Below are 23,986 nucleotides of genomic sequence, written 5' to 3' on the forward strand. Positions count from 1 at the left end.
AAGATAATGGCGAGTTAGACATGAACGATGACGTCTCGAAGAGAAGACTTGGTCGCGGCCTGGCTGCATTGATTGGTGAGATGGATCAGCCGATGCCGGTTGATACTGCGAGACCGGGCGTCAGTGCCGATCGGATGGTGCCGATCGAGTTCGTCAGCCGCAACCCACGCAATCCTCGGCGGTTCTTCGACGACGGGGAATTGCATGAGCTGGCGAGTTCCATCCGGCAGCATGGTATCGTGCAGCCCGTTGTGGTTCGCACACTGGCGAGCAGCCAGTTCGAAATCATAGCCGGCGAAAGGCGGTGGCGGGCAGCGCAGCTCGCCGGCCTCATTGAGATCCCTGTCATCGTGCGCGACGTCGATGACAAGACGGCTCTCGAGATCGCGATCGTTGAAAACGTTCAGCGCTCGGATCTTAACCCCCTTGAAGAGGCGCTGGGCTACGAGCAGCTCATGGCGGAGTATGGCTACACGCAGAACGATCTCGGCGAAATCATCGGTAAAAGCCGCAGTCATGTGGCGAACTCGCTCCGTCTTCTGAAGTTGCCGGAGCCTGTTCGAGACCTCTTGGCGGCTGGCAGCCTCTCGGCTGGCCATGCCCGCGCCTTGGTGCCGACGTCTGATCCGATTGCCCTCGCCCGCACCATTGTGTCAAGGGGCATGTCTGTGCGTGACGCTGAGCGTTTGGCTCAGAACGACATCAAGGCTCAGTCCGAGCCGAAAACGCTGGCGCATCAAAAGGATCAGAAGGATTCAGATACGCTCGCCTTGGAACGCACGCTGTCGGATGCACTCGGCTTGGACGTGGCGATTAACCACAAAGCAAGCGGCGGCCAGATCAGAATTTCCTATAAGTCATTGGAACAATTGGAAGAAATCTGCCGACTGCTCGAGCGCCGCTGAGGACGCTGCTATCGACGCGCCGATTGTAGCGTCGTTGAAAGCAGTGTTTGGAGTGCGATGCTATCTTCCAGGGATGCGCGCCTGCGGGTCTGTAGGATTGCGGCCTGCAGACGATTTGCCTCTCGTGCCACAGCTTCGCCGGACCAGGTGCGTAGCGCTTGCTCAATGATCGGCTTTCGTCGAAAATGCAGGTGACGACCCAGTGTCTGCATGACCTGGGCGGCCGGTAACCGTTTTTCTTCCATCTCCGTCTTCATGGCATCAAGGAGCTGAAATTGCTTCAGGCAGGCCTGAATGACGAGAAACACAGCAGTCTTCGACGATATGATCTTCTGCATCGCGTGCAGGAAGCTGCCGGGATTGCCGCTTAGTATGGCATCGACGGCGTCGTCGACCGAGATTGCGCTGGCGTCGCCTATGATTTCCGTAACATGGTGCTCTTCTATCGTCGATTTACCGCGGCAATAGAGTGCGAGCTTGCGCAACTCGTTGCGAGAGGCAATTCGATCCCCACCGATCAGTTCCAGTAAGGCTTGGCGCGCAGCGGGTGTAATGCCAAGGCCAGCGCTGGAGAGTTCGTTATCTATCAGGCTGTTGAGTGCGCGGGTATCGTCTGCATAGCAGGGTATTGCCACAACGTTGCGCGTTGTTTCGGCTCCCTTGCGTAGCAGCGAACCCTTCTTGAGGTCTCCAGCTTCGATGACAATGAAGGTGGCATCCGGCATGCTCGCGGAAAGAGCCTGCAGGGAATCGACGAGATATTTTTCGTTGGACGCCCCCCGGATCCAGATAAGCTTGTCCCCCCCAAAAAGGCCAATCGCGCCGGCCTCGTCCAAAAGACGCCCTTGATCCCGCTGCAAATCTGCAATGTCGAGCTTTATCAGGGAAAAGGGATCGTCAAGCGAAACGCCTGTCTTGGCGGCAAGCAAGCCCGCTCGCTCGGAAACAAGGCCGCGATCCGGTCCGTAGACGACGAATAGCCGGTAGTTGCGGGCGGATCGCTCGAGGAAGCCTTCAAATTCATGCGATTTGATTTCTGCCACGCATCCGCTCCTTAGCGGCCGAGCGCAGCCGCAATATCGGCGCCAACGAACTCGGCAGCCTGCCGCGCGGCGCGGTTTTCTGCGTCCCGGATCGCACGCTGCTTGGCGAACTCCTGAGCCGGGAAGTCAAGCAGGGCTGTGGCGTAGCGATTGCCGGCTTTGATGACATGGCCATCTTTCGTCGACTTCAGAGTGTAGTCAACGCTGACGGTCGCGCGGCCGGCCAGTGATTCGTCAGACGACGGCACAAGAAGAGTGCTGATGACATTCGAGCGAGCGCTAAACTCGACCTCGTACTCCGGGTTCGCAGGCTCGCCAGCGCCGCGCGAAGCGATGAAGATCAGCCGATTGCGGACCTCCTGCCCAACCCGGGAATTCGCCTCCGAGAAGCCCACGGAAGCGAGTTTACCTGCGACGCCCGAACCTTCGGAATAGAGAGGGCGAACCTGGCAGGATGCGAGAAAAGCCGTGGACGCAAGGATTGCGGCAAGGCCAGCGCCGCGCACCAGCTTAAAAGCGATATCAAACGACAATGTTCACAATCCTTTGCGGAACCACGATGATCTTCTTCGGCGTCTGACCGTTCAGAAGCTTCTTGACGTCATCCAATGCGAGTACAGCCTGGGTAACAGCATTCTGATCTGCGTCGCGGGAAATTGTCAATTCGGCGCGCTTCTTGCCGTTGATCTGAACTGGCAAAACCACATCGTTTTCAACTACTAGGGCCTCGTCATAGTGCGGCCAGTCCGTCCGCGCCAGCAATGCGCTGTTGCCCAGCGCTGTCCAGCACTCCTCCGCCAAATGCGGCGTCATCGGCGCGACCAGCTGGATAAGGATTTCTGCAGCGTCACGCACGGCAGCGCGATACGCCAGATCGCCCTCGCCCGCAGCAACCGTGGTCAGCGGCGAGGCGAGTGCATTGACGAGTTCGTAAATCCGCGCGACAGCCTTGTTGAACCATAGGCGGTCATAGTCATTCTGGACGGCTTTCAGTGTCTTGTGCGCAACCTGCGAAATAGCCTGAGCTTCGCCGTTCTTAGCCGGCATCGACGTGACATCCTTGAGGGCATCCGCCGCCTCGGAAATCAAGCGCCACAGCCGCTGCGTAAACCGGTGCGCGCCCTCGACCCCCGCTTCCGACCAGATGACGTCACGTTCCGGCGGTGAATCCGAAAGCACGAAGAAGCGGGCGGTGTCTGCGCCGTAAGATGCGATGATGTCGTCCGGATCGACGACATTCTTCTTTGACTTCGACATCTTCTCGATCGATCCGATAGCGACTTCTTCGTCATCGGACAGGAGATAGGCGCGGCGTTTTCCATCCAGTTCCTCGATCCGAATGTCTGCCGGCGCGACCCATTCCCGGCTCATTCCAGAGCCGCGGCTGTATGTCTCGTGAACAACCATCCCCTGCGTGAAGAGACCTTTGAAGGGCTCCTTCGCGTCGACATGGCCTGTTTCGCGCATCGCCCGGGTGAAAAAGCGGGAATAGAGCAGATGCAGGATCGCGTGCTCAATGCCGCCGATATACTGATCGACCGGCAGCCACCGATTGGCAGCGCTCGGATCGGTCGGCTTATCCTCCCAAGGCGCCGTAAAGCGCGTGAAGTACCAGCTCGAATCGACAAAAGTGTCCATCGTATCGGTTTCACGTCGTGCATCCTTACCGCATTGCGGGCAGGCAACATGCCGCCATGTCGGATGACGATCGAGCGGATTGCCGGGCTGATCGAAGGTTACGTCCTCCGGCAGCTTCACCGGCAGGTCCTTCTTCGGCACTGGGACGACGCCGCAGTCATCGCAGTGGATCACCGGTATCGGGCAGCCCCAGTAGCGCTGGCGCGAGATGCCCCAATCACGCAAGCGGAAGTTAACCTGGCGCTCGCCCTGGGGAGCATTGCCAAGCGGCATCGATGACAGCAGGTCCGCGACAAGCTCGAATGCCTCGCTCGTGGTCTTGCCGTCGAGGAAGCGCGAGTTGATCATCACGCCGTCGCCGTCATAGGCAACATCGCCAACGCTGAACGTCGCAGCGTCGCCATCTGCCGGCATGACGACCGGAACGATGGGCAGACCGTACTTGCGTGCGAAATCGAGGTCGCGCTGATCGCCTGACGGGCAGCCAAAAATCGCGCCAGTCCCGTAGTCCATAAGGACGAAGTTCGCGATGTAGACAGGAAGTTCCCACGAAGGATCAAGTGGATGCTTTACCCGTATGCCGGTGTCGATGCCTTTCTTCTCCGCGGTTTCCAGCGCGGCGAGCGACGTGCCGGCACGACGGCATTCTTCGCAGAAAGCATCGATGGTCGGATTCTTCGCCGCGGCATCCTTCGCCAGCGGATGGTCGGCTGCGATCGCCAGGAACGAGGCGCCAAACAGCGTGTCCGGGCGCGTCGTATAGACCGTAATTTCGGTTTCCCCGGCCGGAGCTGCCTCTTCAACAATCTCCCACCGCAGCATCATACCTTCGGAGCGGCCGATCCAGTTCTTCTGCATCAGTCGGACCTTCTCAGGCCACTGGTCAAGCGTGTCCAACGCGTCGAGCAAGTCCTGGCTGAAGTCGGTGATCTTGAAGAACCACTGCGTCAATTCGCGTTGCTCGACGAGTGCGCCCGAACGCCAGCCACGTCCGTCGATAACCTGTTCGTTGGCCAGGACCGTATTGTCGACCGGATCCCAGTTCACCTTCGACTGCTTGCGATAGACGAGCCCCTTCTCGAGGAAATCCAGGAAAAGATGCTGTTGGTGCTGGTAGTAGGCGACATCGCAGGTCGCGAACTCGCGGCTCCAATCCAGTGAGAGGCCCATCGCCTTCAACTGGGACTTCATCGACGCGATGTTCTGGTAGGTCCAGGATGCCGGATGTACACCGCGCTCCATTGCTGCATTCTCGGCCGGCATGCCAAAGGCGTCCCACCCCATGGGATGCAACACGTTATAGCCACGGGCGCGCTTGTAGCGGGCGACGACGTCACCCATCGCGTAGTTTCGCACATGGCCCATGTGGATGCGACCGGATGGATACGGAAACATTTCGAGGACGTAATACTTGCCGCGCGGATCGCTGTTATCGGTCTCGAAGACCTTCGCATCGTTCCATTTCTGCTGCCAGCGAGGTTCAGCATCGCGCGGGTTATAACGTTCGGTAGCCATGGTATTCGTATTTCCGAAAAATCAGGGGAAGTTGGTGGTGACCTTCACCATGAAACCACCGTAGCGTCAAGTTTTACGGGCGCGCAAGCGTCCGATCGCGGTCTGCTGGCCACGATTTCAGACCTGTGGGCCTTGGCAAGCACAGCCCGGGCGTTTAGTGCATTGCAATCTTCTCATGCGGTCATGTCGAGGCGAGTGATGGAACTTGAAGAGCGATTGAACGATGTGCGCTCGCGTATCGCTGCGGCCGAGCAGCGGGCCGGGCGATCGGCGGGTTCGGTTCAGCTTGTTGCCGTCTCAAAGACATTCGACGCAGACGCAATCGGTCCAGCGCTTCGGGCCGGCCAACGGATCTTTGGCGAAAACAGGGTTCAGGAAAGCCTGGTAAAATGGCCCGAACTGAAATCCGAAACGCCTGGCATCGAACTTCATCTCATCGGCCCACTGCAGTCAAACAAGGCGGCAGAGGCAGTCGCGCTATTTGATGTCATTGAAACCATCGATCGAGAGAAGATCGCCCGTGTGCTGGCGGATGAGATGAGGCGTCAAACGAAGGATCCTCGCCTCTATGTCCAGGTCAATACGGGGCTTGAGCCGCAGAAGGCCGGGATCGCGCCGAAGGACGTCGCGGTGTTTGTCGCTTTCTGTCGCGACGAACTCGGCCTCGCCATCGACGGATTGATGTGCATCCCGCCGGCAGAGGAAAATCCCGGCCCGCATTTCGCGTTGCTTGCCAAGCTCGCGAAGGTTTGCGGCGTCGAGAAACTGTCGATGGGAATGTCCGGGGATTATGAAACGGCCATTGCTTTCGGGGCGACCAGCGTTCGCGTAGGCTCCGCGATCTTCGGCGCCCGCTGATACGCTGCTTTCGTCGGGCTTCCTTCCTGGCCTAGCTTTCCTAGATTGATAACGACAAGCTGGATGTTCTGGGGAGGAGAAAATGCAGGGAAACTATCGCCAGACCTATGCCAGATGGCAAAGCGATCCGGAGGCATTCTGGCGCGAGGCGGCGGCGGAAATCACCTGGTTCAAACAACCGGAGCGGACGTTTTCACCGGAGGATGGCCCATACGGCCGTTGGTTCCCTGGGGGCGAAACCAATACCTGCTTCAATTGCCTTGACCGCCATGTGCGGGCCGGCCGCGGCGACGATACCGCATTTATCTACGATAGCCCGGTTAGCGGCGCGAAGGCCGCATTTAGCTATGGCGAAGTCCTTGCCGAAGTGAGCGCCATTGCAGCGACGCTGCGACAACGTGGGATCGCGAAGGGCGACCGCGTCATCATTTATATGCCAATGGTGCCGCAAGCCGTCTTTTCAATGCTTGCCTGCGCCCGCATCGGCGCGGTTCATTCCGTGGTGTTCGGCGGCTTTGCGGCAAACGAGCTCGCCGCACGCATCGACGATTCGGGAGCGAAACTGATCGTCACGGCAAGTTGCGGGCTCGAACCGGGACGTGTCGTTCCATACAAGCCGCTGGTTGATCAGGCGATTTCAATCGCCAAGTCGAAGCCTGCCCATTGTCTTGTGTTGCAGAGGCGGCAGCTTGCGGCCGAGCTGATCGATGGTCGCGACGAGGACTTCGAGACTGCCGTTGCGAGAAATCGCGGCGTAACTGTTGAATGCACCCCCGTCAGGGCAATGGACGAACTCTACATTCTCTACACATCCGGGACGACGGGCCAGCCGAAAGGCGTCGTGCGCGACAATGGCGGTCACATGGTCGCCCTCGCCTGGTCGATGGCCAACATCTTCGGCGTCAAGCAAGGTGAAGTGTTCTGGGCAGCTTCCGATATAGGTTGGGTCGTCGGCCACTCCTACATCGTCTATGCACCGCTTTTAGTAGGCGCTGCCAGCGTGATTTTTGAGGGAAAGCCGGTTGGCACACCAGATGCCGGCGTCTTCTGGCGCATTGCCTCAGAGCATGATGTCCGCGTTCTTTTCACCGCACCCACTGCTTTTCGCGCCATTCGCCGCGAAGACAGCGATGGTATTCACATCAAGGCCTATGCGATGCCGAATTTCCGTGCCCTGTTCCTGGCGGGAGAGCGTGCGGATCCGGAGACGCTGAAATGGGCCGAGCGAATGCTAGACGTTCCGGTGATCGATCATTGGTGGCAAACGGAAACTGGATGGCCGATGGTGGCGAACCCGCTCGGTCTTGAGGTCTTGCCGGTGAAGCATGGCTCACCATCGGTGGCCATGCCCGGTTATTCTATCCACGTGCTTGATGATGCCGGCCACTCGGTTGCGTCGGGGACGCTTGGGAATATCGTTGTCAAGCTTCCCCTGCCCCCCGGTTGCCTACCCACGCTGTGGAATGCTGATGAGCGCTTCCGTTCGGCCTATCTGGCTGAGTTTCCCGGCTACTACAAAACTGCGGACGCCGGCTATGTCGACGAGGATGGCTATCTCTTCATCATGTCGCGCACCGACGACATCATCAACTGCGCTGGCCATCGACTGTCGACGGGGGCAATGGAGGAAGTTTGCGCTACGCATCCAGATGTTGCCGAATGCGCGGTTGTCGGAATTGTTGATCCGCTGAAGGGCCAGGTACCTTGTGGCTTTCTCGTCCTGAAGAAAAATGTTTCACGGGAAACATCGGCGATCGAATCGGAAGTCGTGACGCTGATCCGCGACGCGATCGGCCCGGTCGCCGCATTCAAGACCGCAATAATCGTCGAGCGCCTTCCGAAGACCCGCTCCGGCAAGATATTGCGCGGCACGATCCAGAAGATCGCCGACGGCGTGCCGTGGAAAATGCCAGCGACGATCGACGATCCCACTATTCTCGAGGAGATAGCCGAAGCGCTACGCAAGCGTGGGTTCGGTTCCCTACCGATGTAGGCGCAAAGGAAAAAGGCCCCGCTTACGCAGGGCCTTGTGTGTCGATCATCGAAGACGATCAATACTGATCGTCTTCGTCCTCGTCTTTCGGAGAAGATTTCAGAGACTTGAGCTTTGCGAAGACGGCATCGGCATCGATTTCCTTCTCCTCTTCCCGCTCATGCGGCGTCAGGCGCTCTGTCTCGTGCGCCGACTGCAGGGTTGCACCAAGCTCGGCGGCGGTCGGCAGCGGACGGCCCTTCGCCGCCTTCTCGACTTCCATGTCGAGGTCGATCTGGCTGCAAAGACCGAGTGTTACCGGGTCCATCGGCGCGAGATTCGCAGAGTTCCAGTGAGTGCGTTCGCGAATCTGCTCGATCGTCGACTTCGTGGTGCCGACCAGGCGGGAAATCTGAGCATCCTTCAGTTCCGGATGGTTGCGCACCAGCCAGAGAATGGCGTTCGGACGATCCTGGCGCTTCGAAACCGGCGTGTAGCGCGGGCCGCGGCGCTTGGATTCGGGTACGCGAACCTTGGGCTCGGAGAGCTTCAGCTTGTGCGCCGGATTTTTTTCAGCGCGGGCGATTTCGTCGCGCGAAAGCTGACCGGTCGCAATCGGATCGAGACCTTTGATGCCCTGCGCGGCTTCGCCGTCGGCAATTGCCTTCACTTCGAGCGGATGCAGTCTGCAGAACTGAGCGATCTGGTCGAAAGACAGGGCTGTGTTGTCGACGAGCCAGATGGCAGTCGCCTTCGGCATGAGCAATTGTTGAGCCATGGATATAGTCCTTCTGTCGTCCGCGCCGGTGTCGCGGTCCGTGGATTGTCACCACTATGTCCGGGAAATATGGCGCTATATAACCGCAGTGACGCAGAATTGCAATTGATCACGAATGAAATGACCTTTGTCTAATTGCCGGGTAAATGTGACCTGCTATGAATGCCTACAGCCAGTCCGGGCTGCTTCGCTTTTTGGTCGCCCGGTGTCCGAGTGAGGAGGAGTTCCATGTCCGAAAAGATCTACCCGGTGCAAAAGCCGGTGAAGAACCATGCGCTTATCGATAAGGCCAAGTACGAGCAATGGTACGAGGAAAGCGTCGAGAACCCCGACAAGTTCTGGGGCAAGCATGGCAAGCGGATCGACTGGTTCAAGCCCTACACGAAGGTCAAGAACACGTCTTTCACCGGCCGGGTCTCAATCAAGTGGTTCGAGGACGGGCAGACGAACGTTTCGTACAACTGTATTGACCGGCACCTCAAGACCAACGGCAATCAGGTGGCTATCATCTTCGAGGGCGACAATCCCTACGTCGACAAGAAGATCACCTACAACGAGCTCTATGAGCATGTTTGCCGGATGGCGAACGTCATGAAGAAGCATGGCGTCAAGAAAGGTGATCGCGTCACCATCTATATGCCGATGATTCCTGAGGCGGCCTATGCGATGCTCGCATGCGCCCGCATTGGGGCGGTCCATTCAGTCGTGTTCGGCGGTTTCTCGCCGGAAGCACTGGCCGGCCGTATCGTCGATTGCGAATCCACGTTCGTGATCACCTGCGATGAAGGGGTGCGTGGTGGCAAGCCGGTGCCGCTGAAAGACAATACCGATACCGCAATTCATATCGCCGCTCGGCAGCATGTCATCGTCGACAAGGTTCTTGTGGTACGTCGCACGGGCGGCAAGACCGGCTGGGCGCCGGGCCGCGACCTCTGGTACCATCAGGAAACCGCTACGGTTAAGCCGGAGTGCCCAGCGGTGAAGATGAAGGCGGAGGATCCGCTGTTCATCCTCTACACCTCTGGCTCCACCGGAAAGCCGAAAGGTGTCTTGCATACGACGGGTGGCTACCTCGTCTATGCGGCAATGACCCATGAATATGTGTTCGACTACCACCCCGGTGATATCTACTGGTGCACCGCCGACGTAGGCTGGGTGACCGGACACTCTTACATCGTCTACGGTCCGCTTGCGAACTGTGCGACGACGCTGATGTTCGAAGGCGTGCCGAACTTTCCAGATCAGGGCCGATTCTGGGAGGTCATCGACAAGCACAAGGTCAATATCTTCTACACTGCGCCGACGGCGATTCGCTCGCTGATGGGCGCCGGCGACCAGTTCGTTACGCGCTCGTCGCGCTCAAGCCTGCGCCTGCTCGGAACGGTTGGCGAGCCGATCAATCCAGAAGCCTGGGAATGGTACTACAATGTGGTTGGCGACAAGCGCTGCCCGGTGATCGATACGTGGTGGCAGACGGAAACCGGCGGCCACATGATCACACCGCTGCCAGGCGCGACCGACTTGAAGCCAGGCTCGGCGACAACCCCATTCTTCGGCGTCAAGCCGCAGCTCGTCGACAATGAAGGCAAGGTGCTGGAGGGTGCCGCCGACGGCAATCTCTGCATTACCGACAGCTGGCCGGGGCAGATGCGTACTGTCTATGGCGACCACGAGCGCTTCATCCAGACCTACTTCTCGACCTACAAAGGCAAGTATTTTACCGGCGACGGCTGCCGACGGGATGAGGACGGCTACTACTGGATCACCGGTCGCGTTGATGACGTGCTGAACGTGTCGGGTCACCGCCTGGGCACCGCCGAGGTCGAATCGGCGCTCGTTTCGCACAATCTTGTCTCGGAAGCGGCTGTCGTCGGCTACCCCCACCCGATCAAGGGCCAGGGGATCTATTGCTACGTCACCCTCATGGCCGGCAATGAAGGTTCGGACGATTTGCGCCAGCAACTGGTCAAGCACGTTCGCAGCGAAATCGGTCCAATCGCCGCTCCTGACAAGATACAGTTCGCACCGGGGCTTCCCAAGACCCGTTCGGGCAAGATCATGCGCCGTATCCTGCGGAAGATCGCCGAGGACGACTTCGGCTCTCTGGGCGATACCTCGACGCTTGCCGATCCGGCTGTTGTCGACGACCTCATTGCCAACCGCCAGAACAAGGCGACAGCCTAAACAAAGGCCGCTCCGAGCAATCGGGGCGGCATGTTCTTCGGGACAGATTTCTCGCGGCTTTCGGCCGCCGTTGTAGAGCCGTACGATCCCCTCCCTTCAGAGATCCTGAGCCGGATTCCTGCCATCCAGAAGGGTGACATTTGCAAGGATGCGGCCGAAATACTTCTCGCCGGCAATCTGCCTAAGCCGGATCTCGGTGATCCGGATGTCAGGGTTTCCAGTGCCTGGGTGAGCATCGATCCCCGCGCGCCTTATTTCGGCGTATCTGGAGTGCATCTCCGGCGTGTCGATGCCGCGAATCCGCACGTCGACTTCCATTGTTTGCCGTGGCCCAGGTGGCTTCGACCAGCAGCGTGTCGCCCCCGATCACGCTCAGGGTCGTCTCGGCCGACACAGGCCCTTCAATTTCGTCTCGCGCCTCAGACGTGGTCGGAATCACAATAAAGGCCAATGCGACAAGGGAGCAATCTTTCCCATGAAAGGTATGAGTTCCGACCAATAGCGACCGCAAATAGGAATATTTACTTAGAAATCGATCGCTCTGCCGTTGATTTCCCAGTCCCCGAAGCGCGAAGGATCTGCACCGCCGCGGCCACCTGTCTCTGGCGGCATTTCTACCGGCTTCTCGTTTCGGCGACGCTCTTCAGCCTCGGCAAGCGCGCGCTTGGCAGCCGGCGAGAGCAACTTGCGGGGAGCCTCGGCGGGCTCAGTCGCCAGGGTTTCGTTGTTATCATTATCCGCTGCCTGCATCACGCGATTCCGCCCGAAGAACATTGAAAATGGCTGGTGAATGACCAAATCATAGTGCGCCGGCGCCGCAATTGAAACCCTGTTGCCTTGTGCGGTCTGCTTAGGGGTGTTTGGAGATAGCGATGAACCTCGTCCGTACAGCCATGTTGCTCGCCTTCATGACCGCTTTGTTCATGGCCGTCGGCTTTCTGATTGGCGGGCGCGGCGGCATGATGATTGCGTTCGTGATCGCCGCTGGCATGAACTTCTTTTCCTACTGGAATTCCGACCGCATGGTGCTTTCGGCCTATCACGCGCAGGAGATAGACGAGCGCAATGCGCCAGAGTTCTTCGCAATCATAAGGGATCTGGTGCGTAGTGCCGACCTGCCCATGCCGAAGGTCTATCTTTACGACAGCGCGCAACCAAATGCCTTCGCGACGGGTCGCAATCCTGAGAACGCTGCCGTTGCTGCCTCCACCGGCTTGTTGAGCGCGCTGACGCCGGAAGAGGTCGCCGGCGTCATGGCGCATGAGCTCGCCCACGTTCAAAACCGCGATACCTTGACGATGACGATCACGGCGACGCTCGCCGGCGCGATCTCCATGCTGGGCAATTTTGCGTTCTTTTTCAGTGGCAACCGGGAAAACAACAACAATCCGCTCGGTTTCATAGGAGTGTTGCTGGCGATGATTGTGGCGCCGCTTGCCGCGATGATCGTTCAGATGGCCATCAGCCGGACGCGCGAATACTCGGCCGATCGCCGTGGCGCGGAGATTTGCGGCAATCCGCTATGGCTTGCTTCGGCACTTGGCAAGATCGCGCGGAGCGCGTCGCATGTGCCGAACTACGACGCCGAGCGCAACCCTGCAACCGCCCATATGTTCATCGTCAATCCGCTGACCGGCGCCGGCATGGATAACCTGTTCTCCACACACCCGAACACGGAAAACCGGATTGCGGCGCTGCAGGAAATGGCACGCAGCGGGATGAATGTCTCGACGCCGCCGGCTCGCGCTGCTAATCCGATGCGCAAATCGCGTTCGGTTCCGGATACCGGTCTTGATCGCGGTGGTTCACAACCGCCGAAAGGTCCGTGGTCTTGAATTCAGACGGCAAGAAAAAGCCATTTCGTAAGCCAAAGCCTTCCAGCGCTGGGCCCGTCCTTGGGCCGGTAAAACCTGGATTGCAGGTTCGTGCCGCTGCGGCCAAGATCCTGGCAGCGGTCGTTGACCGGAAGCTCCCGCTCGACGGCGCGTTGGACAATGAGCATGGCAATCCGGCTTACAAGGCTCTCAACGAGGGTGACCGCGCACTGGTGCGCGCCATTCTCAATGCGACGTTGCGGCATTTGCCACGCATAGATGCCGCGATTTCCCGCCTGCTTGAATCGCCGCTTCCCGAAGGCGCGCGGGCATTGCATCACGTTCTCGCGGTTGCCGCGGCGCAGATCCTCTACCTCGATGTGCCGGATCATGCCGCGGTCGATCTCGCCGTCGAGCAATCAAATCAAGACCCGCGCAATCGTCGCTTTGCCAAGTTGGTAAACGCTGTCCTACGCCGTCTTGGCCGCGAGAAAGAGGAGGTCCTCGCCGAGATCCGCAACATTCCGGTGATGCCGGAATGGTTTCTCCAAAGGCTCGAAAAAGCCTACGGCAAGGAGAAGGCACAGTCGATTTCTGATGCGCAACTCGAGCCGGCAGCGATCGATCTTACTGTCAAGGCCGATGCGCAAAGCTGGGCGGAACGTTTGGGTGGTTTTACGCTGCCGACCGGTGGTGTACGGCTGGCCGCATTCGAGGGCAGTATTCCCTCCCTCGAGGGATTTGCGGAGGGCGCATGGTGGGTTCAGGACGCAGCCGCCAGTATCCCCGCTCAACTCTTTGGTGACCTGACAGGCAAGCGCGTTGCCGATCTATGTGCGGCCCCTGGCGGAAAGACGGCCCAACTGGTGTTCGCTGGCGGCGACGTCACGGCGGTCGAGCAATCCGAAAACCGTATCAAGCGTTTGCGCGCCAATCTCGATCGGCTGGGACTGAGTGCCGAAACGGTCGCTAGCGACCTGACGAAGTATGAGCCAGTGGAGCTTTTTGACGCGATACTACTGGATGCGCCCTGCTCATCGACGGGGACGACGCGCCGGCATCCGGATGTTCTCTGGGCCAAGGGACCGGCAGACATAGCAAAACTTGCAGTGCTTCAGGAGCGCCTGTTGCGCCACGCACTCACCTTGCTGAAGCCGGGTGGCACAATCGTCTTTTCCAATTGCTCGCTTGATCCCACCGAGGGGGAAGAGGTCGCAGCCCGCGTCCTTTCGGATACACCGATGGTTGCGCGAGTTGCAATTGATGCCAAGCGTTGGCCGGGGCTCGAGTCTGCTATCAGTCCCCTCGGCGAATTCCGCACGACACCTGACATGCTGGAGGTTCCCTCCGGTTTTGCGGGTGGTCTCGATGGCTTCTACGCCGTCGTCATGCGCCGTGTTGCCTGATCGAAAGGCAACTGGCATAGTTGAGCACCTGTCATAATTTGATACGTAAGTGTCACTGATTCCGGGCTTATTCACTTATTCTTAACGACGCGGGTCAATAGACGATAGATATGTGGTCCGGGTTCTCGACTCTTTACGTGGGAGAGGCTTGGCGGCGCACCCTGTGCCGCGGAGCAATCCTGCGGCTGCGTCTCTTCCGCCATACGATTCACGTTCCGGAGCGCTTAATCGTCGCCCCCACCGACCTGCGTTCGGTTGATCCGCATGTGGCCGAAGAGATTTTGAACGGCCGCTTCCCGCTTGCCGGACGCCTTCTCGAAACAGGCGGCAAGTCGCCTTTCAATTTCAGCCTTCCGTCCCGATCCTTCGCGCTGCGACTTCATAGCTTCGGCTGGCTTCGCCACATGCGAACCAAGAAGAGTGACCTTCACTCGAGCGTTGCCCGTTCGATCGTCAACAACTGGCTATCGCTGCATGGCGGCCGCATCGAAGGTATTGCCTGGGAGATCGACGTTACAGCTCAGCGCGTGATTGCCTGGCTCTCGCATTCTCCCGTTGTTCTTCATAATGCCGATCGCGGCTTCTATCGCCGCTTCTTGCGGTCACTCGCCTTTCAAGTCCGCTTTCTACGGCGAATTGCAAAGTACGCACCGCCCGGAGAGGTTCGATTCCGGCTGCGGATTGCCCTCGCGATGGCCTCTATTGCAATGCCGACACGCGCAGGTGCGCTCCGACGCGCTGCTGAAGCATTGGACCACGAGTTCGACAGCCAGATTCTGCCTGACGGAGGCCATGTCTCGCGCAATCCGCGAGTCGGGTTGGAGCTGCTCCTCGATCTCCTTCCGCTGAGGCAAACTTACGTCAATCTGGGCCATGACCTGCCGCAGAAGCTGATCTCCGGCATCGATCGGATGTATCCGGCTTTGCGCTTCTTCAGGCATCAGGATGGCGATCTCGCGCTTTTCAATGGCGCGACGTCGACTCTCGCGACGGAACTGATGTCGTTGCTGCGGTATGACGAGACCGCGGGCGATCCCTTCAAGGCGATGCCCCATTCGCGCTATCAGCGGCTGGCCGCGGGAAGAACAGTGGTCATTGCTGATACCGGTTTGCCGCCCGCTGGAAATTTGTCCCGCACGGCGCATGCCGGTTGCCTGTCTTTTGAGATGTCCTCCGGGCGTCACCGCTTTATTGTCAATTCGGGATCGCCGAAATTTGCCGGCCGGCGTTACGTTCAGATTGCTCGAACGACTGCCGCGCATAGCACCGTGACGGTTGATGACACGTCGTCCAGCCGTTTTGCACCGTCCGACTTCATCGCGAACGTGATCACCGATGGCGTGAAGACTGTGAGTGTCGATCGCGCGCTCGCAGATGATGGACGCGACGTGATCAAGGCGAGCCACGACGGCTACCTTAACGCCTTTGGCGTTCTGCATGAGCGAGAGCTGACCCTGAACGCCACGGGATTGATCGTTACCGGCTGTGATCGGCTTGTCGCGCCGGAAGGCAAGGTCGATGAGGCCGTGCGTGCCGTGGCGCGTTTCCATGCCCACCCCTCGATCAACCTGAAGCCGCTCGACAAAGAGTCGGTGATGATGACGGCACCCGATGGCGAGACATGGCTGTTCTCCTCGCCCGGCAACGAGGTGTTGATCGGCGAGGACGTCTTCTTCGCGGACGCCTCGGGTATCTGTGGATCCGATCTGATGGAGATCGCCTTCTCCCACCCTGACCGGCCGGAAATACGCTGGTTTTTATCACGCAAGAGCTAGTGACTGTTTTCGCGGACGCAAAGCTGTGCTAACGCGGCGCCATCATCCGCTTATCCCTCGCCGGATATCTCCTGAAGACCAAATGGAGAAGCCTCATGGCCGTTGTTTCCAAGAAAATCCCCGCACCCGACAAAGTCGACGTCAGGACTGCATTGCTTTCGGTATCTGATAAGACCGGAATCGTCGAGCTCGCGCGCGCACTTGCCGAAAAGGGTGTTCGCCTCCTGTCGACCGGGGGCACTCATAAGGCAATTGCAGCGGCCGGACTTGCGGTGACCGATGTCTCCGACGTCACAGGTTTTCCTGAGATCATGGACGGTCGCGTCAAGACGTTGCATCCGAAAGTGCACGGCGGCCTGCTTGCCATCCGCGATGATGCGGACCACCAAGCGGCGATGAAGGCGCACGGCATCGAGGGTATCGATCTCGTCGTCATCAATCTTTATCCGTTCGAGGACGTCCGTGCCGCCGGCGGTGACTACCCGACGACCGTCGAGAATATTGATATCGGCGGTCCGGCGATGATCCGCGCGTCGGCCAAGAACCACGCCTATGTCACCATCCTCACCGACCCAACGGACTATCCCGAACTGCTCGAGCAGCTTAATTCCGGTGGCGGCCAGACCGTGTATGCGTTCCGCCAGCAGATGGCAGCCAGGGCCTTCGCTCGCACGGCTTCCTATGACGCAATGATCTCCAACTGGTTTGCCGAGGCGCTTTCGATCGACACGCCGAGACACCGCGTCATTGGCGGCGTCCTCAAGGAAGAGATGCGTTACGGCGAGAATCCGCACCAGAAGGCGGCATTCTATGTTACGGGCGAGCGCCGCGCCGGCGTTGCCACGGCGTCACTGCTTCAGGGCAAGCAGCTCTCCTACAACAACATCAACGACACCGATGCGGCTTACGAGCTTGTCGCAGAGTTCCTGCCGGAGAAATCCGCCGCCTGCGCGATCATCAAGCATGCAAACCCCTGCGGCGTGGCGACGGCTTCGGGCCTGATTGAGGCCTACAAGCGCGCGCTTGCCTGCGATTCGGTCTCTGCCTTCGGCGGCATCATCGCGCTTAACCGGACGCTTGACGCGGAAACGGCGGAAGAGATCATCAAGCTCTTTACCGAGGTCATCATCGCGCCCGATGTGACTGAGGAGGCAAAGGCCATCATCGCGCGCAAGGCAAACCTCCGCCTGCTCACGGCAGGTGGCCTCCCGAATCCGCGGGTTGCCGGTCTCACGGCGAAAACCGTATCCGGCGGCTTGCTCGTGCAGAGCCGCGACAATGGCATGGTCGAAGACCTGGAGCTGAAGGTGGTCACGAAGCGGGCACCGACACAGCAGGAACTCGAAGACATGACGTTTGCCTTCAAGGTGGCAAAGCATGTCAAGTCGAACGCCGTGGTCTATGCGAAGGACGGGCAGACGGCCGGCATTGGGGCAGGCCAGATGAGCCGCGTGGATTCTGCGCGCATCGCCGGCTTGAAAGCCGAGGAAGCGGCGAGGGCCCTTGGCCTCGCAGAGCCGCTGACGCGCGGTTCGGCCGTTGCCTCGGAGGCATTCCTGCCCTTCGCCGATGGTTTGCTGTCAATGATTGCGGCTGGTGCGACGGCGGTCATCCAGCCCGGCGGGTCGATGCGCGACCAGGAAGTGATCGACGCTGCCAATGAGCACAATGTCGCGATGGTCTTTACCGGAATGCGGCACTTCCGCCACTGAGTGGTAGCCCTGCCGTTACGCCCTGTCTGCAGGATAGGGCGTTCGGACAAGCAGGACGAGCCCGGCGGCCAGGAAGAGCACAAGCGTTGCCATTCCGAGCCGCGACGAGCCAGTCATGTAGGTCACGGCGGAAAACAACAGCGTCGCCATGAAGCTCGTGGCGCGTCCCGAAAGCGCATAGATGCCGAAATAGCGGCCCGCCTCGTTCAGGCTTACGCTCCGCGCGAGGTAGGACCTCGATGAAGCCTGCACCGGGCCGAACGCAAGGCCGATCAGCAGGCCGTAGGCAATGTACGCTTTCTCGGCCGCCGTCCCGAAGAGGCCGCCGGAATCGACGGTTGGCAGCTCGAATAAGCCGAAGAGCGTGTATCCCGGCCCCGTCGACACAATGCCAATGGTCGCGAGCAGCAACATCGTCAAGCTGATGATGATCGTCGATTTGGAGCCAATGTGCCGGTCCACCCGACCTGCAATGATGCAGCCGAAAATCGCAACGATGTTAAGAATAATCCCGTAGATCCCGATCTCGATCGTCGCCCAACCGAACATTCCGGCGGCAAACGCTCCACCGAGTATCAGAAGTCCGTTGACGCCGTCCTGATAGATCATTCGTGCTATCAGGAAGTGAAGGATGCCTCGGCGCTGCCTTAGCTCGCCAAGTGTGTTTTTCAGCTCGGCAAGGCCAGTACGGACGGCGTCGCCGAACGGAAGGCCCTTGCTTGTGTCCGGCGTGAAAAAGAACATCGGAAGAATAAAGATCAGGTACCAGACGGCCGAGATCGGCCCGGAGATGCGGGCATCCTCGCCCTGGTGTGGATCGAGACCAAACAAGGGCTCGAGACCGAGAATCGTCTTGCCGGATTCGAGATTTCCCGCAAGCAGGACCACCACGGCGATCAGAACGATCATCCCGCCAAGATAACCGAGACCCCAGGCCGTATTGGATAGTTTGCCGACCTCGTCCTTGCTAACAAGCCGCGGCATCATGGAGTCGTTGAAGACGATCGAGAACTCGGCTGCGATCGACGCAAGGATCATGAAGGTTACTGGGTATATCAGCGGCGAACCCGGTGCCGCAAACCAGAGGCCGAAGAGGCTTGCAATCTTGATGACGGCAAAGAAAGCGATCCACGGCTTTCGCGCGCCGGACTGGTCGGCGATCGATCCGAGCACGGGCGATAAAATGGCGATGATCACCGAGGAGATCGTCGCCATGTTGCTCCACATCGCCTGGGCGGAGACCGGATCGACCGTCAGGCGTGACACGAAGTAAGGGCCGAAAATGAACGTTGTCACGACCGTGAAGAACGGTTGCGCCGCCCAATCAAAGAGCATCCAGCCCCAGATGCCCTTTTCTGATGCCCTAGCCGGCTGAGTTCCCGTCCAGTCGATGCGATTCACAATCCGCTCCTGATTCCGAGCGGAACTGTGTCACCTCGTCCCGTCGCGCGCAAGGTCGGTCAACAGACCCGCGGCGACAGTGATCCGGGCAAGATTCGGATCGCCGCTGTCGCTCAACCCGGATAGTTCTTCTGCGATCCGGTTGATCCTGACGCGATCGCCGGCATGCCAAGCCTGGACCGGAAGCTTGTCCTTACCATGGTTGGCAAGTGCCGAAATGACGATATCACGTCTCGCACTGGCGATCTGGTCGATACTGCGTGCCAGCGCCAGGTTCTCGTAATGGTCGGTTGTGATGATCCGCGATCCGGCGGCGAGCAACCGACCGATCCGGAAGGTCTGGGAGACGGCAAAATAGCTTTCCGCGGCGCGAGCCAGCGGTTCGCCCGTGCGTTCGGCGATCTGCATGATCTCGGGCACGAGCGCAAAGCCGAGCAGCCCTGAGATCTCGGCGGCCAGCTTATCCGGCACGCCGGCGTCGCGATATTCCTGCTGGCGCGCCTCGAGCTCTGGTACCGTCTGGTTGGCGAAAATCGGCTTGAGCTTCTTCAGGGCAGTCTGAAGGCCTTCGATCGTAGCGGCCATATCGCCCTTGGCCATCTGTGTCTTCAGAAGGAGGCGCGTCAGCAGCGTGAAGGTGTGGCTGATTTCCTCGTAGATGCGGTTCTGCATCGTGCCGCCAATCTTGCCGTCCAATGCATCCGTTTCCGTCCAAAGCCGTCCGAGATCAAAGCCGTCACGGGCGATGATTGCCGCGCGAACGACCTCAGGCGCGGATGCCGCTGTGGCATCCATCATGCTGACGGCGAAGCCGGGGCCACCTCGGTTGATGGCCTCGTTGGCGAGCACGGTCGCAATGATCTCGCGTTTCAGACGATGGGCGTCGATGTCAGACGCGTTCGTCTTCCGCATCTTTGCGGGGAAGTAGTTCGAAAGCGTTGCAGCGAAATAGGGATCGTCAGGCAAATCGCTGGCCGCCAGGGCATCGAACAACACGATCTTGGCATAGGAAAGCAGAACGCCGATCTCGGGTCGGGTCAGTGGCTTGCCTGCCGCATAGCGCTCGGCAAGGACCGTATCGTCGGGTAGCGTCTCCACCTTGCGGTTCAATTGCTTGGCCCCTTCGAACACCGTCATGAGCCGGGCAAGTTCCAGCCCGTTGGCTGTGCCCTTGCGCTCAATCAGCGAAATCGCCAGAGACTGCAAATAGTTGTTCCTGAGGACAAGCTTTCCGACTTCCTCCGTCATCGATGACAGCAGCTGGTCGCGCTTTGCCCGCGTGAGGCGATTATCGTGCATCGCAGCGGCAAGCGCGATCTTGATGTTGACCTCAACGTCCGACGTGTTGACGCCGGCCGAATTGTCAATCGCGTCGGAATTGCAGCGCCCGCCCCTAAGTCCGTAGGCGATACGGCCCTTCTGCGTGACACCAAGATTTGCGCCCTCGCCGATCACCTTGGCGCGCACGTCTTCCGCCGCTACCCGAATGGGGTCATTGGCACGGTCACCGACCTCGGCGTCTGTTTCTGACGGCGCTTTGACGTAAGTGCCGATACCGCCGAACCAGAGCAGATCGACCGGGCTCTTCAAAATGGCCGTCATGATCTCGAACGGCGTTGCCACGGCCTTGTCGATGCCGATCGCGGCCACCGCTTCGGGCGTCAGTGTGACGGACTTTGCCGATCGCGAAATGATCATGGCGCCCTTCGAAAGGACACCCTTGTCGAAATCCTGCCAGCTCGACCGCGCCAGATTGAAAAGCCGCTGCCGTTCGGCAAGGGTCTTTTCCATGTCCGGATCGGGATCGATGAAGATGTCGCGGTGGTCAAAAGCGGCGACCAACCTGATTTTTGGCGACAAGAGCATGCCGTTGCCAAACACGTCGCCGGACATGTCACCGACGCCTGCAACCCTAAACGGCGTGGTCTGGATGTCGATGTCCATTTCACGGAAATGTCGCTTCACCGTTTCCCAGGCGCCGCGTGCAGTAATGCCCATCTTCTTGTGGTCGTACCCAGCCGAGCCGCCTGACGCGAAGGCATCGTCAAGCCAGAAGCCAGCTTCCTGCGCGAGAGCGTTGGCGGTATCCGAGAAGGTTGCGGTTCCCTTGTCGGCTGCCACGACAAAATAGGGGTCGTCGCCGTCGAGCCTTACCGTATCCTTCGGCGGCACGATATCGGCGCCACTGATGTTGTCGGTGATCGACAGCAGTGTGCGAATATAGGTCTTGTAAGCTTCGCGACCGGCGTTGAAGATCTCGTCGCGGCTGCCGCCGACCGGGAGCTTCTTCGGATAGAAGCCACCTTTCGCGCCAACCGGCACGATGACCGCGTTTTTGACCTGTTGCGCTTTCACAAGCCCCAGCACTTCGGTTCGATAGTCTTCAGCACGGTCGGACCAACGCAGGCCGCCACGCGCCACCTTGCCGAAGCGCAGGTGTACGCCTTCGACTTCGACGCCGTAGACGAACATCTCGCGGAACGGCCGTGGTTCGGGCAATCCGTCGACCAGATGCGGGTCAAGCTTGAAAGCCAGCATCGCTTTCGGTGAGCCGTCTTGATTGCGCTGGAAGTAGTTCGTCCTCAGCGTCGCGTCCACGACGTTGGCGTAGCGGCGCAGGATTCGATCGTCATCAAGGCTAGGCACGTCGGAAAGCGCCGCCTCGATCTTTTCATGTTGCTCGCTCACCTTCTTCATCCGCGTCTTGTCGGTGATTTTGGGATCAAGCGTGTCATGGAATAGCCGGAAGACCATCGCCGCGATTGCCGGATATTTGTCAAGCGTCGTTGCGATGTAGTCCAGCGAGTAAGGAATACCCGCTTGGCGCAGATAACGTGCGTAGGCGCGAAGTACGCTGGTTTCGCGCGCGGTCAGTCCCGCCGAGACGATCAGACGGTTGAAGTTGTCATTGTCGATGACTCCGCTGAAAGCTGCGAGGAAGGCTTCCTCCAACGTCACTCCATGTCGGTGGAGGTCGATTTCAATGCCGCTTCGAGCTTCGAGCTCCATATCATGCAGCACGACCAGCTTCTCCGAGCCGCCGGGCAGGGTCACGTCGATATCGAAGGTTCCTTCGCTGATGACGTTGAAACCCAGGTTCTCAAGCAATGGGACGCGGCGGGACAAGGCGAGTTGGCCACCAGAGTGGAAGATCTTCAGGCACAGCAGTTCAACGCCGTCCTTCTCTCGCGTATAAAAAGCGATACGGATCGGCTCTCCGGCCGCGCATGCAGCAATGTCCCCCAGATCGCCAAAGGTCTCTTCCGGCGTGAAGAGATCCTGAAAAGCGTGACTGACCTGCAGGCGTGGCGCCTTCGGCCCTGCAAGGGTTTCGAAGCGATCATCCCAGCGTGCGGTGATGGCGCGGATAGCTTCCTCCAGCTTTGCCTGTGGCACGCGTGGCGTCTTGCCCCAGGACCGGCCAATGATGAAGTGGACGCGGGCGACGCCGCCTTCAGGAAAGGCCGGGTAATAAGCCGAGACACGGCCATCATAGACGGTCTTCAGATAGGCTCCGATCTTCTCACGCACGATCGAATCGTACTCTTCGCGCGGCACGTAAACGATCACTGAAACGAAACGGTCGAAATGATCGATGCGGGGCAGGACGCGGACTCGCGGCCGGTTGGCAAGATCGTTGATCTGCTCAGCGAAGCCGGCCAGAAGCATCGTGTCGATCTGGAAGAGGTCGTCGCGCGGATAGGATTCCAGCGTATTGTCCAGCATACGGCCCGAGTGGCTCATCGGGTCGAAGCCGAAGTGTTCCTTCACCCGCTCGATTTTGGAGCGGAGCAGCGGGATATCGCTGGCGAGGGATGTGTAGGCGGTCGAGGTGAACAGGCCGACAATGCGCAGCTCGCCGGTCACATTCCCGTCGGCGTCAAACCGCTTAACCCCGACATAGTCCATATAGGCGCGGCGATGGACGATCGACTTCACGTTGGCCTTGGTAACGATCAGGAAATCCGGGCCATCCAGGAATGCCAGGATTTCCGGTGTTGTCGTAACAGCGTCCTTGCCGGTGCGCAAAACAAGCACGTCGGGGTTCGAAAGAATCCCGAGACCGGTGCCCTTGTCCCGCTCCACCTTCGCGCTGGTGCCTTTTCCGGAATAGACATATTCTCGCATTCCGAGGAACGTGAAGTTTGCATCGCGTAGCCACGTCAGAAAGGCAAGCGCTTCATCCCGTTCCGCCTTCCTACGGCTGGATTTGTAGGCGGAAAGCTCATCGATCACCGTTCCGAGCTTCTCCAGCATGGGCCTCCAGTCTGACACCGTCACGCGCACCTGCTCGACCACGGTCTTCACCCGCTTGATGAGGTCGGCGGCCTGGACCGCCGTCAGAGGCGCAAGGTGGAGCTGGATATGGCTGACGCGATTGACCGGCTCGCTCGGGAGATCAGCGGAGTAGAGTTCCGGCGCTTTGCCTTCCTCCAGCACTAGGATCGGGTGCACGGCCATATAGAGGTCGCGATAGCTGCTGGTGACCTCGCCCATCACCGATTCATACAGGAACGGCATGTTGTGGTCGGTGACCGAGAGAATGGAAACGGCAACACCGTCGGGCTCCACATCGGCGATGGTATCGATGGTGATGCGCGCCGAATTGCCCGCCCAGGCTGCTAATTCCTTTGCCGAATGCACAGCAGCAAGCGCCAGCATTTCCGGTGTGTAGTGTTCCAGATCGTCGCCGCTGGCGCGGCCGAACAAAAACTCGGGATCGAGAGAGGTTTTCCCGGTTGCCGCCGCGATTTTGGTCGCGCTTTCGAGCTGCTTTTCTCGTTTCGGATTGTTTCGACCAGCCATCGCAGATACTCCCTCATCTCCTCGATTTGGCGCAAAGTAGCAGAAGATTTGACGAAAGATTCTCTAAAAGAGCGCATTACGAGGCAGCTTTCATGCGTTTTTGGCCACCCGAACGCAAATTTTCGAAAGATTTTGCTTCGTCGTAGACATGTGGAATTTCTTGGGTCCGACGTTTTCAT

General features: G+C 59.2%; 16 protein-coding genes. 8 read left to right on the top strand and 8 right to left on the bottom strand.

The window, feature by feature from the left end:
- The first annotated feature begins 20 nt into the window (after positions 1-20).
- On the top strand, positions 21-905 hold the full coding sequence (locus BSG20_RS19810; protein ID WP_072369988.1) for a ParB/RepB/Spo0J family partition protein: 885 nt from the start codon (positions 21-23) through the stop codon (positions 903-905).
- 8 nt (positions 906-913) lie between these two features.
- Here the strand turns inward: BSG20_RS19810 and holA are convergent, their stop codons facing one another.
- From holA to leuS, 3 genes are read right to left on the bottom strand one after another with little or no spacing between them, the layout of a single operon-like run.
- Positions 914-1,948: a DNA polymerase III subunit delta gene (gene holA / locus BSG20_RS19815; protein WP_072369985.1), complete on the bottom strand. Its 1,035-nt coding sequence runs from the start codon at positions 1,946-1,948 to the stop codon at positions 914-916.
- 11 nt (positions 1,949-1,959) lie between these two features.
- Entirely contained in the window at positions 1,960-2,481 is a 522-nt protein-coding gene (gene lptE, locus BSG20_RS19820) for an LPS assembly lipoprotein LptE (protein WP_072369983.1), read from the bottom strand.
- Entirely contained in the window at positions 2,471-5,101 is a 2,631-nt protein-coding gene (leuS, locus tag BSG20_RS19825; protein WP_072369980.1) for a leucine--tRNA ligase, read from the bottom strand. The genes lptE and leuS overlap by 11 nt, the downstream gene beginning before the upstream one ends.
- 198 nt (positions 5,102-5,299) lie before the next feature.
- On the opposite strand from leuS, the gene BSG20_RS19830 reads away from it, so the two are divergent.
- Positions 5,300-5,959, top strand: a complete 660-nt coding sequence (locus BSG20_RS19830; protein ID WP_072369977.1) for a YggS family pyridoxal phosphate-dependent enzyme — start codon at positions 5,300-5,302, stop codon at positions 5,957-5,959.
- A gap of 82 nt (positions 5,960-6,041) precedes the next feature.
- On the top strand, positions 6,042-7,952 hold the full coding sequence (locus tag BSG20_RS19835) for a propionyl-CoA synthetase (RefSeq protein ID WP_072369974.1): 1,911 nt from the start codon (positions 6,042-6,044) through the stop codon (positions 7,950-7,952).
- A 58-nt stretch (positions 7,953-8,010) separates the two neighbouring features.
- On the opposite strand, the gene BSG20_RS19840 is transcribed toward BSG20_RS19835, so the two are convergent.
- A complete protein-coding gene (locus BSG20_RS19840; RefSeq protein WP_024313224.1) occupies positions 8,011-8,709 on the bottom strand; it encodes a DUF1013 domain-containing protein in 699 nt (232 codons plus the stop codon).
- Positions 8,710-8,937: 228 nt separating this feature from the next.
- On the opposite strand from BSG20_RS19840, the gene acs reads away from it, so the two are divergent.
- The gene (gene acs / locus BSG20_RS19845; protein ID WP_072369971.1) at positions 8,938-10,893 is read left to right on the top strand and encodes an acetate--CoA ligase; all 1,956 of its coding nucleotides are present in this window, start codon (positions 8,938-8,940) and stop codon (positions 10,891-10,893) included.
- A 96-nt stretch (positions 10,894-10,989) separates the two neighbouring features.
- On the opposite strand, the gene BSG20_RS36540 is transcribed toward acs, so the two are convergent.
- Both BSG20_RS36540 and BSG20_RS19855 read right to left on the bottom strand, forming a co-directional pair.
- Positions 10,990-11,199 carry a hypothetical protein gene (locus BSG20_RS36540; RefSeq protein ID WP_177309861.1) on the bottom strand — a complete coding sequence of 70 codons (210 nt, stop codon included), beginning with the start codon at positions 11,197-11,199 and terminating at the stop codon, positions 10,990-10,992.
- Positions 11,200-11,418: 219 nt separating this feature from the next.
- A complete protein-coding gene (locus tag BSG20_RS19855) occupies positions 11,419-11,643 on the bottom strand; it encodes a DUF1674 domain-containing protein (protein ID WP_072370194.1) in 225 nt (74 codons plus the stop codon).
- Positions 11,644-11,765: 122 nt separating this feature from the next.
- Between BSG20_RS19855 and htpX the strand changes: the two genes are divergently transcribed.
- The 4 genes from htpX to purH all read left to right on the top strand — a co-directional run bounded on the left by htpX (position 11,766) and on the right by purH (position 17,600).
- The gene (gene htpX / locus BSG20_RS19860) at positions 11,766-12,728 is read left to right on the top strand and encodes a zinc metalloprotease HtpX (RefSeq protein ID WP_072369965.1); all 963 of its coding nucleotides are present in this window, start codon (positions 11,766-11,768) and stop codon (positions 12,726-12,728) included.
- A complete protein-coding gene (locus tag BSG20_RS19865; RefSeq protein WP_177309862.1) occupies positions 12,719-14,113 on the top strand; it encodes an RsmB/NOP family class I SAM-dependent RNA methyltransferase in 1,395 nt (464 codons plus the stop codon). The genes htpX and BSG20_RS19865 overlap by 10 nt, the downstream gene beginning before the upstream one ends.
- 110 nt (positions 14,114-14,223) lie before the next feature.
- Positions 14,224-15,888, top strand: a complete 1,665-nt coding sequence (locus BSG20_RS19870) for a heparinase II/III family protein (RefSeq protein ID WP_072369962.1) — start codon at positions 14,224-14,226, stop codon at positions 15,886-15,888.
- A 95-nt stretch (positions 15,889-15,983) separates the two neighbouring features.
- Complete coding sequence (purH, locus tag BSG20_RS19875; protein WP_072369959.1) at positions 15,984-17,600, top strand: bifunctional phosphoribosylaminoimidazolecarboxamide formyltransferase/IMP cyclohydrolase; 1,617 nt, start codon at positions 15,984-15,986, stop codon at positions 17,598-17,600.
- A gap of 15 nt (positions 17,601-17,615) precedes the next feature.
- Here the strand turns inward: purH and BSG20_RS19880 are convergent, their stop codons facing one another.
- Both BSG20_RS19880 and BSG20_RS19885 read right to left on the bottom strand, forming a co-directional pair.
- Complete coding sequence (locus BSG20_RS19880; RefSeq protein WP_177309863.1) at positions 17,616-19,004, bottom strand: MFS transporter; 1,389 nt, start codon at positions 19,002-19,004, stop codon at positions 17,616-17,618.
- A gap of 27 nt (positions 19,005-19,031) precedes the next feature.
- Positions 19,032-23,807, bottom strand: coding sequence for an NAD-glutamate dehydrogenase (locus tag BSG20_RS19885; protein ID WP_072369953.1), 4,776 nt, complete (start codon positions 23,805-23,807; stop codon positions 19,032-19,034).
- Positions 23,808-23,986: the final 179 nt, after the last annotated feature.

Source organism: Rhizobium tibeticum (assembly GCF_900110205.1).
In the GTDB taxonomy this organism is placed as follows: Bacteria; Pseudomonadota; Alphaproteobacteria; order Rhizobiales; family Rhizobiaceae; genus Rhizobium; species Rhizobium tibeticum.